We start from the raw sequence: 15,078 nt of genomic DNA, 5'->3' as shown, positions 1-15,078 counted from the left end.
CCGGTCAATGGCGGCTCGCAGGAGCCGCCTTTTACTGCGCAAGATGCAGCACCATTACCGTGACCTCTTCACCCGCGATTTGCCGCTGTTCCACCGCCTGCCACCCTGAACGCTGATAGTACGCCTGTTGATCGGGTGTATAGAGCCACAATTCACCAATCTGCTGTTGTCTGGCTCGCGCAATCGCCTGCTGTATCAACGCTTTTGCCACGCCCTGACCCCGGAATGCCTTGTCCGTCACCACCTCACCAATCCAGAATTCTCGTGCCGGAATGTCATCCAGTTCATAGCGAATGACGCTACAGGTCGCGACCACCGTTTCGCCATCCGGTGTGGCAATAAGAGTAAATTCTGCCGAAGGCTTCTGATTGCGCTGTTTTAAACGCTCAAGGATGGCATGCGAGTGAGACCATGCAGGAAGGTGTGACCATTCAGTGTGCAACAGTTGTGCGGTTTGTCCGGCGAAGCCGGGATGTTGGTTTAGCTCGGCAATTTGCATGGCGCTGGCGACCTTTGTTTTTGTCAGGCTACAAGCAATACAGGCTGGTGGGGGAAAGTGCAAGTTCATGAAAGAGTTACATTTCAGTAAAGGATGTTAGCACCACAGGCGATTAGGGCCTTCTTTTGTATGGCTGGATAAAACAATCGCTTTTAGATGGAGGTGCAGGGTCAGGAAAGGTATGCCTGATCGCAAAGGATTCCCGCATCCATGCGGATCGGCCACGCCATCCCTGGCGCGGACGCTTTGCTCTTCAGGCATACAATTTCTTCCCGGTTGGGCTGATGCATCGCTTTAAGAAGCAGGACAGTGGATATTTCTATTGATGGTGGATTAATACAAATTGCTGTTGGCTGATGAAAAAGGTCAGGAAAGGTATGCCTGATCGCAAAGGATTCCCGCATCCATGCGGATCGGCCGCGCCTTCCCTGGCGCGGACGCTTTGCTCTTCAGGCATACCTTTCCTTCCCGGTTGGGCCGATGCATCGCTTTAGGAAGCAGGACAGTGGATATTTCTATTGATGGTGGATTAATACAAATTGCTGTTGGCTGATGAAAAAGGTCAGGAAAGGTATGCCTGATCGCAAAGGATTCCTGCATCCATGCGGATCGGCCACGCCATCCCTGGCGTGGACGCTTTGCTTTTCAGGCATACCTTTCCTTCCCGATTGGGCTTGATCATGGCTTTAAAAACATGCGCTGAACTATCAAAAGGAGGGGATGACGGGCAGTGGAGTAAAGCGTCGCCGCATGGACAAAAACACCGGGAGCGTTTTTGAACAGCGCGAAGCGTTGGCCCGCTCGCGGGCGAGCCTCATGGATAAGGCGAGTAGACCGGCGGCCGAGCCTACAGGGATGTATTTACGGCGACTTTACGGAACGCCCGCCATTCCCGACTGAATAGCACTGATTTTCAAACAAACGGCGCTTTACCGTCTATGAATCAATCTTTTTCATAGACAATTAAAGCGCCAAAAAACAGTTTTTAACGTTTCAAACGGTAATACGCCTCGTTCCAGCGCAGCGCGTCTTTAAACGCAGGTAAACGCGTGTGCTCATCAATCACCAGCACTTCGATATCGTTCATCTCACCGTACAGATACATATCATCCAGCGTCAGCGCCTGGCTGAACACCGTATGGTGCGCGCCGCCGCCCAGAATCCACGCTTCGGATGCAGTCGCCAGTGACGGCTGGGCTTTCCACAGTGCGCGCGCAACCGGCAACTTCGGCAGCGGTTTCGGCTGTTCGATAGCATCCACCACGTTAACCAGCAGACGGAAACGATCACCCATATCAATTACGCTGGCGTTAATCGCGCGACCCGCTGGCGTGGAGAAAATCATGCGCGCCGGATCGGCTTTATCACCAATGCCCAGGAACTGCACATCGATCAATGGCTTCTCTTCAATGGCAATCGACGGGCAGACCTCCAGCATATGCGAGCCGAGAACCAGATCGTTACCGGGTGAGAAGTGATAGGTGTAATCCTCCATAAAAGAGGTGCCACCTTTGCGATCGCCAGCCAGCACTTTGAAAATACGCAGCAGCGCAGCGGTCTTCCAGTCACCTTCACCTGCGAAGCCATAACCCTGACCCATCAGACGCTGAACCGCCAGACCTGGCAACTGCGTCATGCCGTGCAGCGTCTGGAAGTTGGTGGTGAAAGCGTGACAGCCTTCCGCTTCCAGGAAACGCTTCAGACCCAGCTCAATGCGTGCGGCATCCAGCACGTTCTGACGCTTTTCGCCGCCTGAAGCGGCGACATCGGTAAAGCGATAAAGGCTTTCATATTCGTCGACCAACGCATTCACGTCGCCATCGCTGACGCCATTGATCACCTCAACCAGATCGCCGACACCCCAGCCATTCACCGAATAACCAAACTGAATCTGCGCGGCGACTTTATCGCCTTCGGTCACGGCCACTTCACGCATGTTGTCTCCAAAACGCGCGACTTTCAGCTGCTGACTGGCCTGTTTTGTCAGTGCTGCACGCATCCAGTTGCCGAGGCGCTGCTGGCTGGCGCTATCCTGCCAGTGACCGGTCACCACGCTGTGCTGCAGGCCCATACGTGCGCCGATGAAACCGAACTCGCGGCCGCCGTGTGCGGTCTGGTTCAGGTTCATAAAGTCCATGTCCATGCTGTCCCACGGAATCTCCGCATTGAACTGGGTATGGAATTGCAGCAGCGGCTTATTCAGCACGCTCAGGCCACCGATCCACATTTTGGCCGGGGAGAAGGTGTGCAGCCAGGTAATGATACCGACGCACTCCTTGTCATAATTGGCGTCGCGACACAGGGCCAGCGCTTCATCCGGTGACTTAACCAGCGGTTTCAGCTCCAGACGCAGCGGTAAACCGGCCTGATTTAAACCCTCGACCACCTGACGTGCATTCTGTTCAACCTGGCGTAACGTCTCCGCCCCGTAGAGGTGCTGCGTGCCGATGACAAACCACACGCTGTAGCTGTTTGACTGTTCCATAAACCACTCCTTTACTTTGAGCCTACCCAATAGGCTATTTTATTTGTCAGTCTGAACCTGGACAGTGCTCACACAGGCTGCTTTAGCAACCTGAACGCCCGTCAGGGCGGCCCTGAAAGGGCGAGCGTAGCGAGTAATCCTGTACGCTCCGGTTGTTCCGCGCTGTCCGTGTCCAGACTGCCTGCAACAATTACGCCTGGTGGGATAGGCTCTTAGCGGAAGCGGGGCGGGCGGCATATTGCGGTTCAGCCGCCACGCACCATTGTTGATAGCGTTGATAAAGTTGTTGATAGCGGGCGACGCGCGCCGGATCGGGCTGCAGCGTCACGGCAATCGGACTGGCCATCACCTGCTGGGCGTCGGGAACGCTGGCGTGCACACCGGCGGCGACGGCGGCGAAAATGGCCGCACCCAGCGCACAGCACTCGTCAGAGGCGACGATATCCAGTGGGCGATTCATCACATCGCAGCAGGCCTGCATAATCGCCGGGGATTTCCGCGCGATGCCGCCCAGGGTCAGAATGCTCTCGACCGGGATCTGCTGCTGTTCGAAGCACTCCATAATCGCGCGTGCGCCAAATGCGGTGGCGGCGACCAGACCACCAAACAGCGCGGGGGCATCGGTGCCCAGATTCAGGTCGGTAATCACCCCTTTCAGTCGCTGATTGGCATTTGGCGTGCGGCGACCGTTAAACCAGTCCAGTACCACCGGCAGATGGTCGAGCTGCGGGTTCGCGGCCCAGGCCTCGGTCAGATCCTTAATCAGACTCTTTTGCATCTCAGCCAGCTGAGGCTTCAGCTCCGGATGCTGCTGCGCCGCCAGCTGCAATGGCCAGCCCAGTAAACGGCTGAACCAGGCGTAGATATCACCAAAGGCAGACTGACCCGCCTCCAGCCCGATAGCGCCTGGCATTACGCTGCCATCGACCTGACCACAGATGCCTTTGATGTCGCGATCGCCGACCTTTTCAGTATCCGCAATCAGGATGTCGCAGGTTGAGGTGCCGATCACTTTCACCAGGGTATAGGGTTTGGCACCGCCACCGACCGCGCCCATATGGCAGTCAAATGCGCCACCCGAAAGCGTCACGGTTTGCGTCAGGCCAAGACGCTGCGCCCATTCGGGGCTAAGCGTGCCGACAGGCAGATCAGCGGTCCAGGTATCGGTAAAAAGGGGAGAGTCGAGCTGCTGCGTTAACAGCGGGTCCAGCGCATTGAGAAAATCGACATCGGGCAAACCATTCCAGTCGCCGTGCCACAGCGCCTTGTGCCCGGCCGCACAGCGGCCGCGGCGCAATTTGTCAGGTGCGGTGGTGCCACTTAACAGGGCTGGCACCCAGTCGCACAGTTCGACCCAGGAGACAGCGGCGTCACGCACGGCCGCATCTTCACGCGACACGTGCAGAATCTTCGCCCAGAACCACTCTGAGGAGTAAATCCCGCCAATATAGCGGCTGTAATCCTGGAAGCGGCCGCTGTGGCACAGCTGATTGATCTCTTCCGCTTCTTCTATAGCGGTGTGATCTTTCCACAACACAAACATCGCATTGGGGTTGTCGGCGAACTCCGGACGCAGCGCCAGCACGTTGCCGTCGCGGTCAATAGGGGCAGGGGTCGAACCGGTGCTGTCAACACCAATGCCGACCACGGCGTTGCGCTGATCTTCACTCAGTGCATTCAGCACGCCGAGCAGTGCCTGCTCCATGGCGTCGATGTAATCCTGTGGATGGTGACGAAAACGGTTAGTGTGCGGATCGCTGTATAAGCCCTGTTGCCAGCGCGGATAGCTGAACACCGCACTCTGCAGCTCTTTGCCGCTATGACAATCCACGGCCAGCGCACGCACCGAATCACTACCAAAGTCCAGCCCAAGGGTGATGGCTCCAGCACGCATCGGAATCTCCTGTAGTTAGTTAACTCCTGTATCCTGGGTTCGCCGCGCCAAATCAGTTAGTCATCGCTGGCTGACAATATGCACTTTTCTGTCATCGGCAGTGATTTTGTGATCCATTGCAAAAGTTAAGGTCCGGTTAAATTTGCTGAATATATGGATCATTTTGTCGTGATTTTAAGATGTGATACCGCTCTACATTTTTCTTCGCTAATACCGCTAAAACTAGCCCAGCGTCTGAACAGTCTGTCAGCACATGCCAGCCTAACGCACTGATTTATGGCTGTACCCACAAAACAAAACAAACTGGTAGCGTTTACACCGATTCGTTATTAGCAGAGAAAAATAACCTGGTACCGGAGAGCATCATGCATAAATTCACTAAAGCGTTCGCGGCCATCGGCCTGGCAGCGGTTATGTCACAATCCGCTATCGCCGAGACCATGAAGCTGGGATTCTTAGTCAAGCAACCAGAGGAACCCTGGTTCCAGACTGAATGGAAATTCGCCGACAAAGCGGGCAAAGATCTTGGCTTTGATGTCATTAAAATTGCCGTGCCGGATGGTGAAAAAACCCTGAATGCCATCGACAGCCTGGCGGCTAACGGCGCGAAAGGTTTTGTTATCTGTACGCCCGATCCGAAACTCGGCTCTGCCATCATGGCAAAAGCGCGTGGCTACGGTCTGAAAGTTATCGCGGTCGATGACCAGTTCGTCACCGCCAAAGGCAAACCAATGGATACCGTACCGCTGGTGATGATGGCCGCGACCAAAATTGGTGAGCGTCAGGGGCAGGAACTCTATAAAGAGATGCAGAAACGCGGCTGGGATGTGAAAACCACCGGCGTGATGGCGATTACCGCTAACGAACTCGACACCGCTCGTCGTCGTACCGGCGGCTCTATGGACGCCATCAAAGCCGCTGGCTTCCCGGCAGCGCAGATCTACCAGGTCCCGACCAAATCTAACGACATCCCTGGCGCATTTGACGCCGGTAACTCTCTGCTGGTTCAGCATCCTGAAGTCAAACACTGGCTGATTGTCGGCATGAACGACAACACCGTGCTGGGCGGCGTGCGCGCGACCGAAGGTCAGGGCTTTAAAGCCGCTGACGTCATCGGTATCGGCATCAACGGCGTCGATGCCATCAGTGAACTGTCGAAAGAGAAGGCAACCGGCTTCTACGGATCGCTGCTGCCAAGCCCGGATATCCACGGCTACAAAAGCAGCCAGATGCTCTACAACTGGGTCAGCAAAGGTGAAGAGCCACCGAAATTCACCGAAGTTACCGATGTGGTGCTGATCACCCGTGACAACTTCAAAACTGAACTGGCGAAAAAAGGACTGATGTAACCCTGAGCCTGCCAGGCAGTTTGTCGCCTGGCATCCTTAATAGCCAATTTCGCGCCGCCCGCCATAACTGGCCGGTGGCGCGAAAGAGTGAGGAAAAACATGAACACTGATTCAGCATTTCTGTCGTTTCATGGCATCAGTAAAACCTTCCCTGGCGTCAAAGCGTTGCAGGATATCTCCTTCGACTGCCGTGGCGGTGAAGTCCATGCTCTGATGGGCGAGAACGGCGCAGGCAAATCGACGCTGTTAAAAATACTCAGCGGCAGTTATCAGCCGAGCGGCGGTGAGATTCGTATTAAAGGCCAGCCGATGAGCTTTCAGCGCACCACCGATGCGCTGGACGCGGGCGTCGCCATTATTTACCAGGAACTGCATCTGGTGCCGGAAATGAGCGTGGCAGAGAACATCTATCTCGGTCAGATCCCGCACAAACATGGGCTGGTCAACCGTAAGCTGATGCGTTTTGAGGCGGGCCTGCAACTGAAAAATCTCGGCATGGATATCGATCCCGATATGCCGCTGAAATACCTGTCGCTGGGGCAGTGGCAGATGGTGGAGATTGCCAAAGCGCTGGCGCGTAACGCGCGCATTATCGCCTTTGATGAGCCAACCAGCTCCCTGTCGGCGCGTGAAATCGACAACCTGTTCCGCGTCATCCGTCAGCTCCGCGAGGAGGGCCGGGTGGTGCTCTACGTTTCGCACCGCATGGAGGAGATTTTCGCCCTTAGCGATGCCATCACCGTCTTTAAAGATGGCCGCTACGTGCGGACGTTTACTGACATGGCTAACACCCATCACGACGATCTGGTGCAGGCGATGGTGGGACGAAACCTCGGTGATATCTATGGCTATTCACCGCGTGCCAAAGGCGCGGTGCGGCTGGAGCTGGATAAGGTCGAAGCGAAGGGCGTGCGGACGCCGATTTCGCTGAAAGTCCATGCCGGTGAAATTGTCGGCCTGTTTGGCCTGGTCGGTGCCGGTCGCAGTGAACTGCTGAAAGGGCTGTTTGGCGGCACGCGTCTGCGCGGTGGTCAGGTGATTCTGGACGGCAAACCGCTGCCGCTGCGGGAGCCGATCGATGCCATCCGTGCGGGCATTATGCTCTGCCCGGAAGATCGCAAAGCCGAGGGCATTATTCCGGTGCATTCGGTGCGCGACAACATCAACATCAGCGCCCGCCGTCATAACCTTACTGCGGGCTGCCTGATTAAAAACGGCTGGGAAAATAAAAATGCCGACAGCCATATCCGCTCGCTGAACATCAAAACGCCCAGCGCCGATCAGCTGATCATGAACCTTTCCGGCGGCAACCAGCAGAAGGCGATTCTGGGACGCTGGCTGTCAGAGGATATGAAAGTAATCCTGCTGGATGAGCCAACGCGCGGTATCGATGTCGGTGCCAAGCATGAAATCTATAACCTGATTTATCAGCTGGCGAACCGGGGCATTGCGGTGCTGTTCGCCTCCAGCGATTTACCGGAAGTGATGGGCCTGGCCGATCGCATCGTGGTGATGCGCGAAGGTGCCATTGCCGGTGAACTGCTACACGACGACGCCACGGAGCAGCAGACGCTGAGCCTGGCGATGCCCAAAACCACTCAAGCGGCCGCCGTGGCCTGACAGGAGATCATCATGGCTTCATCCACGACCTCAAATACGCCGCAGCCCGCTTCACGCGGCGGCCTGCAGTTAGGTCGCATCTGGGACAACTTCGGCATGCTGGTGGTATTTGCACTGCTGTTTATTGTCTGTGCGATCTTTGTGCCGAACTTCGGCTCGTTTATCAATATGAAAGGCTTAGGGCTGGCAATGTCGATGTCCGGCATGGTCGCCTGCGGCATGCTGTTCTGTCTGGCCTCCGGTGATTTTGACCTGTCTGTCGCTTCCGTCATCGCCTGTGCGGGTGTGGTTACCGCCGTGGTGATTAACATGACCGAAAGCCTGTGGATTGGTGTGGGTGCCGGCCTGGTACTTGGTATGATCACCGGTTTTATCAACGGCTTCGTGATTGCCCGACTCAAGATCAATGCGCTGATCACCACGCTGGCGACCATGCAGATTGTCCGCGGCCTGGCCTATATCTTTTCTGACGGTAAAGCGGTCGGTATCGAAGATGAGCGCTTCTTTGAACTGGGCTTTGCTAACTGGCTTGGCGTGCCTGCGCCCATCTGGCTGACTCTGGCCACCATGCTGATCTTCGGTTTCCTGCTCAACAAAACCACCTTTGGCCGTAACACCCTGGCGATTGGCGGCAATGAAGAAGCAGCACGTCTGGCCGGTGTGCCAGTAGTGCGTACCCGCATTATCATTTTCATTCTCTCCGGTCTGGTTTCAGCGGCGGCGGGCATCATCCTGGCGTCACGTATGACCAGCGGCCAGCCAATGACCTCCATCGGCTATGAGCTGGTGGTGATTTCTGCCTGCGTGCTGGGTGGCGTTTCGCTGAAGGGCGGCATCGGTAAAATCTCCTATGTGGTGGCAGGGGTGCTGATCCTCGGCACGGTAGAGAATGCGATGAATTTATTGAATATCTCGCCATTCTCACAGTATGTGGTACGCGGTCTGATACTGTTAGCAGCGGTGATTTTTGACCGTTACAAACAGAAAAAAGCCTGATTGAGCGAGCCGTTGGCCCGCAGAGGCAGAAGCCTCTGCGGGCTATCCGAACAATAACAGACTGAGTGAGGACGCTATGTATCACCGCGAATTACCGGCCGAGCAGCAAAACCCCTTGTTGCCGGGCTATTCATTCAATGCCTGGCTGGTGGCGGGGCTGACGCCGATCACCGCCGATGGCCCGCTCGATTTCTTTATCGATCGCCCGCACGGCATGAAAGGTTACATTCTGAATCTCACTATCAAAGGTAAAGGGCGGGTATTTGACGGCGAGCGGGCATTTGACTGCGAACCTGGCGAAATGCTGCTGTTTCAGCCGAAAACGGCTCACTATTATGGTCGCGCGCCGGACAGCCCACAGTGGTTTCACCGCTGGGTCTATTTCCGCCCGCGCGCCTACTGGCATGACTGGCTGCGCTGGCAGGATGAGCAGGAGGGCGTGGGACGTCTGCTGCTGCCTGAATCGCTGCGCGGCGAATTTGACCGCCTGTTTGCCAGTATCGAACAGACCCACAATTCGGGCCGTCGCTTTGCGGAAGAGCTGGCGATGAACCTGCTGGAACGGCTGCTGCTGCGCGCCGTTGAAGAAGATCCACGCAGCCATCAGTTAATTCGCGATCCGCGCGTGATTGAAGCCTGCCAGTACGTCACCAACCATCTCGCCAGCGAGGTTAAGATTGAAGAGGTGGCGCGCCACGTCTGTCTGTCGCCGTCGCGGCTGGCGCATCTGTTCCGCGAGCAGATGGGCGTGAACCTGCTGCGCTGGCGTGAAGATCAGCGCGTAATCCGCGCGAAACTGCTGCTGCAGACCACCCAGGAGCCGATCGCCTCGGTAGGACGTGAAGTGGGCTATGACGATCAGCTCTACTTCTCACGGGTGTTCCGCAAGCGGGTCGGCGTCAGTCCCAGCGACTTCCGCCGCCGTAATCAGGATGCGCACGACAGCCTGGCCGCTCAGACCGCCTGGCCGCTGGCGCGAAGTGCTATCTCTTAGTTTTTTCGGGGAATTCCGGCTTGTCGTCATTTGGTTAATAGTCTTAAATCAATCAGGTTATCAACTAAGAGTCTGGTCAACCAGGCTCTGAGAGGAATCCAAATGAGCGATAAATTACGTGTTGGTCTGATCGGCTACGGTTTTGCCAGTAAAACGTTTCACGCCCCGCTGATTGCGGGGACGCCGGACGTCGAGCTGGCAGCCATTTCCAGTAGCGACGCCAGCAAAGTCCACGCCGACTGGCCCGCCGTTAAGGTAGTGGCCGATCCTCAGGCGCTGCTGGACGACCCGACTCTGCAACTGATCGTTATTCCTACCCCCAACGACACGCACTTCCCGCTGGCAAAAGCGGCGCTTAACGCCGGTAAACATGTGGTGGTCGATAAGCCGTTCACCGTGACGTTGTCACAGGCGCGCGAACTGGATGCGCTGGCGAAAGCCAAAGGGCTGCTGCTGTCGGTGTTCCACAACCGCCGCTGGGACAGTGACTTCCTGACGCTGAAATCGCTGATTGAGGCCGGTACGCTGGGTGAAGTGCGCTACTTCGAATCGCACTTTGACCGCTTCCGTCTGGAAGTGCGTAATCGCTGGCGTGAAATGAAAGGCGCAGGCAGCGGAATCTGGTATGACCTGGGGCCGCATCTGCTGGACCAGGCGATGCAGCTGTTTGGCCCGCCGGTCGCTATCACGGTTGATCTGGCCGAGATGCGTCCGGGCGCGCAGACTACCGACTACTTCCACGCGACGCTGACTTATCCGCAGCGCCGTGTCGTGCTGCACGCCAGCATGCTGGTAGCGGCAGAATCTGCCCGTTATACCGTCCACGGCACGCGCGGCAGTTACGTCAAATATGGTCTTGATCCGCAGGAAGATCGCCTGAAGTCAGGTGACTTCCCGCCGCAGGAAGACTGGGGCTATGACATGCGTGATGGCACTCTGACGCTGGTTGACGGAGATTCCCTGACCGAAACGACCCAGCTGACCCAGCCAGGCAACTATCCCGCTTACTATGCGGGCATCCGCGATGCGATTGCCGGACGTGGTAACAATCCGGTGACAGCGGAAGAGGCGATTCATGTGATGGAGCTGATCGAGCTTGGGCTGCAATCCGCCGAGAAACGCCAGACGATGTCGCTAAAGCGCGTTTAATCGGTCGGTGCTTAAAACGCAATAAGTAAAAAAGCGAAACGGGCCGGATATCCGGCCCGTTTTTTGTCGCTACGCTTCAGGATCACTGCACCCGTGCGCGAAGAGCCGCTTTCTCTGCTTCGCTAAGGAACGCAATCGTCAGACCATTTTCCTGCGCCTGACGAATCTGCGCCGCGCTCAGACCGGCAGCCGGTGCGGCGTGATGATACTCATGCGCCAGTTCAATGCCCTGAACCGCCGGATCATCCGTGTTAATCGTCGCCAGAATGCCATGCTCAAGGAAGGTCTTCAGCGGATGCTGCGCCAGTGATGGCACGGTGCTGGTCTGGATATTGGAGGTCAGGCAGGATTCAATACCAATACGGTGCTCCGCCAGGAAATCCATCAGCGCGCGATCTTCAATCGCCTTCACGCCGTGACCGATACGTTCTGCACCCAGCTCCCGAATCGCCTGCCAGATGCTCTCGGGTCCGGCCGCCTCGCCCGCATGGACGGTAACGCGGAAACCGGCATCGCGCGCCTGGGTAAAGTGGCTCAGGAACTCGCTGCCCGGGAAGCCCAGCTCATCACCCGCCAGATCGACCGCGGTGATGTGATCGCGATGGGCAAGCAAACCTTCCAGTTCGCTGAGGCAGGCATCTTCGCCAAAGGTACGGCTCATAATACCGATCAGACGCACGTCGATATCGTGCTGCTGACGGCCTGCGCGCACGCCCTCGATTACCGCTTCAACCACACCGGCAATCGGCAGGTTGTGGGTCATCGCCATATAACCAGGGGAAAAACGCAGTTCAGCATAGTGAATGCCCGCGCGGGCGGCATCTTCGACATTCTCCTGCGCGATCCGGCGGCAGGCATCCAGATCACCCAGCACTTTCACACCCCAGTCGAGCTTCTGCAGGAAGCTCACCAGGTCAGGCTCATTCTGGCCGACCTGTACATGTGGACGCAGCGTCTCCAGCGTGGAAGCAGGCAGGGCGAGGTTAAACTGGCGACCTAAATCGAGAATGGTTTGTGCACGGATGTTGCCATCAAGGTGGCGGTGAATATCAGTCAGAGGAATTTTAGAATCGATCATGGCGCACTCGCTCAGTTGTCGGTGAAGTGCAGAGCATTATAAAAATATCTTGCGCAACAGCGCCAGCTATTTGCGCAACAGCCGCGCCGGATGCTGCTTAATTACGCATAACCGGCGAGCAATGGTTGCCTCGCCGGTTAATGTCACTTCTGTAAATGATGGATCGCTGCAATCAGGCGTGAAACGCCCTCATCAACTTTGCTGCGCGGACAGCCAACGTTAAGACGCAAAAACCCTTTGCCTGCATCACCGTAGGTCGATCCGGGCATCATTGCGACCCGTTGCTGGATCAGCGCCTGTTGCAGGGCTTCTTCAGGAATGCCCAGCGGATTGATATCGAGCCAGGCGAGATAGGTCGCCTCGGGAATGTGCCAGTTCAGTGCGGGAAACTCAGCGTTAAGGCGATTGGCAACCAGTGTGAAATTATTATAAAGATAGCTGCGTAATGCATCCAGCCAGGGTGCGCCTTGTCGGTAGGCGGCAACGTGTGCCGTGACGGCCAGCACGGCCGGAGACGAAAGGCCGTCAGCATTTTTCAGCGCCTGAAACCAGGCGGCTCTGTCCGCCGCATCCGGGATGATTCCCCACGCACCGGTCAGTCCTGGCACGTTGAAGCTTTTCGACGCCGAGGTAAACAGCGCCCAGTCACTGCGCGCCACGCTGGCCCACGGAGTATGGGGCTGATGACCCACTATCATATCCATATGAATTTCATCGCTGATCACCCGCACGCCGTGACGCTCGCAGAGCGCCGCCATCTGTTGCAGCTCAGCTGCTGTCCACACTTTACCGGTGGGATTGTGCGGGCTGCAGAGCAACAGGGTTTTGCAGCGCGGTCGCGCCAGCCGCGTCTCCAGCGCGGCCATATCACATCGCCAGCTACCGTTATCCCGCTTCAGCGGCATCTCCAGCACCTGTCGCTGATTGCCGCGTACCGTTTTATAAAAAGCATCGTAGGCGGGGGTGTGGAGCACCACTTCATCATCCGGGTTGCTCCAGCGGCGCAGCATCTGCGCCACCATATAGATCACCGAGGGGCCATAAACCAGCGTGTCAGCATCGGGCTGGTAGCCGAAACGGCTGGACATCCAGTGGCAGCAGGCGGAAAGAAAATCGTTATGCTGCCAGCGACTGTAACCCAACACGCCATGTGCTACGCGCTGCGCCAGCGCCTGCTGAACCGCTGGCGCAGTTCTGAAGTCCATATCCGAAATGGTAAACGGCAGCAGGTCGGGGACGCCAAAGCGGTCAGCCACGAAATCCCACTGGGTAGACCAGCTGCCGCGGCGATCGATGACTTCATCAAAGTTAAACATTATCGGCTCCGACACATCAGGCAGTGACATTCATCAGGTGTGACAGTTCATCTTTCACCGACTGCACCTGTGGACCGATAACTACCTGCAGGCTGGTCTGATTAAGATGGACCACTCCTATCGCGCCGTTGGCTTTCAGCGTCGCATCATCCACTTTACTCATATCCGCCAGGGTCAGACGCAGACGCGTCAGACAATTATCCAGCGAGGTAATATTCTCCACGCCGCCAAGTGCCGCCAGAATAGCAGGTGAGTTATAGCCAGATTTACCTTTACCGGCATTGCTGACCTGCTGCGCAACCGCACTGGCACTTTCCACTTCGCGGCCCGGTGTTTTGATATTGAAGTGCAGAATGGCGAATCGGAAAATCAGGTAGTAACCAACAAACCATATCGCTGCGACAACGGGTACCCAGTACCATTTGGTCGACAGCCCGTGCAGCACACCAAACACCACAAAGTCGATGATATTGCCGTCTGTATTGCCGATAGTGACGCCCAGTATCGCCATGATGCTGAAGCCAACGCCGGTCAGCAGGGCGTGGATCAGATAAAGGAACGGGGCGACAAACAGAAACAGGAATTCGATAGGTTCGGTGGTGCCGCCAACCACGCAGGCCACCACGCCGGAGATCAACAGACCTTTGATCTTATGGCGATTCTCCGGTCGCGCGCAGTGATAGATGGCCAGGGCGGCACCTGGCAGACCACCGAGGAAGGCAGGCATTTTACCCTGTGACAGGAAGCGGGTCGCGCTTTCAGCAAAACCGTGGGTTTCCGGGCAGGCGAGCTGCGCCTGGAAAATGGTTAAGGCACCGCTCACGTTCTTGCCACACACATCCAGTGTGCCGCCTGCATCGGTAAAGCGCATGATGGCGACCAGAATATGCTGCAGGCCAAACGGCAGCAGCAGACGTTCGCCGGTACCAAAGATCATCGGGCCAAAATCACCCGCGCTGTTAATCATCCAGCCTAATCCGGTGATACCCCGCGCGAAAAAAGGCCAGATCAGCGGGACGACCAGTCCCAGTAAACCAATCACCAGCGTGGTGATAATCGGCACAAACCGGGTGCCGCCAAAGAAGGCCAGCGCATCGGGCAGTCGGATGTTATGAAAGCGCTCATGCAGCCAGAACACCACAATACCTACAATGACCGCGCCCAGAATGCCGGTATCGATCGACGGGATCCCCAGGATCGGCTGTACGTTGTTAGCTTTCAGCAGGGCGGCATCGTTGGTTGGCAGAATGCCGTGGATGTTGAGCCAGAAGTTGATGCTGAGGTTTAGCACAGCATACCCCACAAAGCCGGCAAACGCTGCCACGCCCTTGTTCTCGCGCGCCATACCTAGCGGAATCGCAATGGCGAACATCACCGGCAGATAGCTAAAGGCGAACGATCCCAGTTTGGCCATCCAGAGAAACAGATATTGCAGCCAGGGGTGATCCAGCACGGGTAACAGGGTCAGGACATCACGACTGCTCAGCGAACTGCCAATCCCGAGCATGATGCCGCAGAAGGAAAGCAGGGCAACCGGCAGCATAAAGGTTTTCCCCAGACTCTGGAAAAATTCCCAGACGGACATTTTTTGGTGAGAGGGTGACATGAACGCTCCTGGATAAACGGACCACTGAGTGAAGTGGCGGGATGATAAAACGTTTTACCTGAATCTTATGCGCGCTGAATCACACTCTTCAG

11 protein-coding genes are annotated in these 15,078 nt (G+C 56.5%); 5 read left to right on the top strand and 6 right to left on the bottom strand.

Going from position 1 to position 15,078, the window contains the following annotated elements; all coding sequences use genetic code 11:
- Positions 1 to 31: 31 nt before the first annotated feature.
- From ACR8BN_RS10245 to ACR8BN_RS10235, 3 genes are all read right to left on the bottom strand, one after another.
- Positions 32 to 499 (bottom strand): GNAT family N-acetyltransferase, encoded by a 468-nt coding sequence (locus tag ACR8BN_RS10245; protein ID WP_434746894.1) that lies wholly within the window; start codon positions 497 to 499, stop codon positions 32 to 34.
- 985 nt (positions 500 to 1,484) lie between these two features.
- The gene (gene araA, locus ACR8BN_RS10240; protein WP_010670082.1) at positions 1,485 to 2,984 is read right to left on the bottom strand and encodes an L-arabinose isomerase; all 1,500 of its coding nucleotides are present in this window, start codon (positions 2,982 to 2,984) and stop codon (positions 1,485 to 1,487) included.
- Between the two features lie 190 nt (positions 2,985 to 3,174).
- On the bottom strand, positions 3,175 to 4,878 hold the full coding sequence (locus tag ACR8BN_RS10235; protein WP_031591459.1) for a ribulokinase: 1,704 nt from the start codon (positions 4,876 to 4,878) through the stop codon (positions 3,175 to 3,177).
- A gap of 365 nt (positions 4,879 to 5,243) precedes the next feature.
- On the opposite strand from ACR8BN_RS10235, the gene ACR8BN_RS10230 reads away from it, so the two are divergent.
- The 5 genes from ACR8BN_RS10230 (at position 5,244) to ACR8BN_RS10210 (ending at position 10,986) form a co-directional block, all read left to right on the top strand.
- Entirely contained in the window at positions 5,244 to 6,227 is a 984-nt protein-coding gene (locus tag ACR8BN_RS10230) for an arabinose ABC transporter substrate-binding protein (protein ID WP_010245365.1), read from the top strand.
- A 99-nt stretch (positions 6,228 to 6,326) separates the two neighbouring features.
- Positions 6,327 to 7,847: an L-arabinose ABC transporter ATP-binding protein AraG gene (gene araG / locus ACR8BN_RS10225; protein ID WP_010245364.1), complete on the top strand. Its 1,521-nt coding sequence runs from the start codon at positions 6,327 to 6,329 to the stop codon at positions 7,845 to 7,847.
- 12 nt (positions 7,848 to 7,859) lie between these two features.
- Positions 7,860 to 8,843: an L-arabinose ABC transporter permease AraH gene (araH, locus tag ACR8BN_RS10220; protein ID WP_010245363.1), complete on the top strand. Its 984-nt coding sequence runs from the start codon at positions 7,860 to 7,862 to the stop codon at positions 8,841 to 8,843.
- A 76-nt stretch (positions 8,844 to 8,919) separates the two neighbouring features.
- Positions 8,920 to 9,837 (top strand): arabinose operon transcriptional regulator AraC, encoded by a 918-nt coding sequence (gene araC, locus ACR8BN_RS10215; RefSeq protein WP_003853440.1) that lies wholly within the window; start codon positions 8,920 to 8,922, stop codon positions 9,835 to 9,837.
- A gap of 102 nt (positions 9,838 to 9,939) precedes the next feature.
- Positions 9,940 to 10,986, top strand: coding sequence for an oxidoreductase (locus ACR8BN_RS10210; RefSeq protein ID WP_434746893.1), 1,047 nt, complete (start codon positions 9,940 to 9,942; stop codon positions 10,984 to 10,986).
- Positions 10,987 to 11,068: 82 nt separating this feature from the next.
- On the opposite strand, the gene add is transcribed toward ACR8BN_RS10210, so the two are convergent.
- From add to malX, 3 genes are all read right to left on the bottom strand, one after another.
- Entirely contained in the window at positions 11,069 to 12,064 is a 996-nt protein-coding gene (gene add, locus ACR8BN_RS10205) for an adenosine deaminase (protein WP_010245359.1), read from the bottom strand.
- Positions 12,065 to 12,207: 143 nt separating this feature from the next.
- Positions 12,208 to 13,380, bottom strand: coding sequence for a MalY/PatB family protein (locus ACR8BN_RS10200; RefSeq protein ID WP_434746892.1), 1,173 nt, complete (start codon positions 13,378 to 13,380; stop codon positions 12,208 to 12,210).
- A gap of 16 nt (positions 13,381 to 13,396) precedes the next feature.
- Positions 13,397 to 14,986, bottom strand: coding sequence for a maltose/glucose-specific PTS transporter subunit IIBC (malX, locus tag ACR8BN_RS10195; protein ID WP_434746891.1), 1,590 nt, complete (start codon positions 14,984 to 14,986; stop codon positions 13,397 to 13,399).
- Positions 14,987 to 15,078: the final 92 nt, after the last annotated feature.

It is taken from the genome of Pantoea sp. Lu_F5_004, assembly GCF_051136245.1.
Lineage (GTDB): Bacteria > Pseudomonadota > Gammaproteobacteria > Enterobacterales > Enterobacteriaceae > Pantoea > Pantoea agglomerans.
This window is presented reverse-complemented; position numbering and strand designations above follow the sequence as displayed.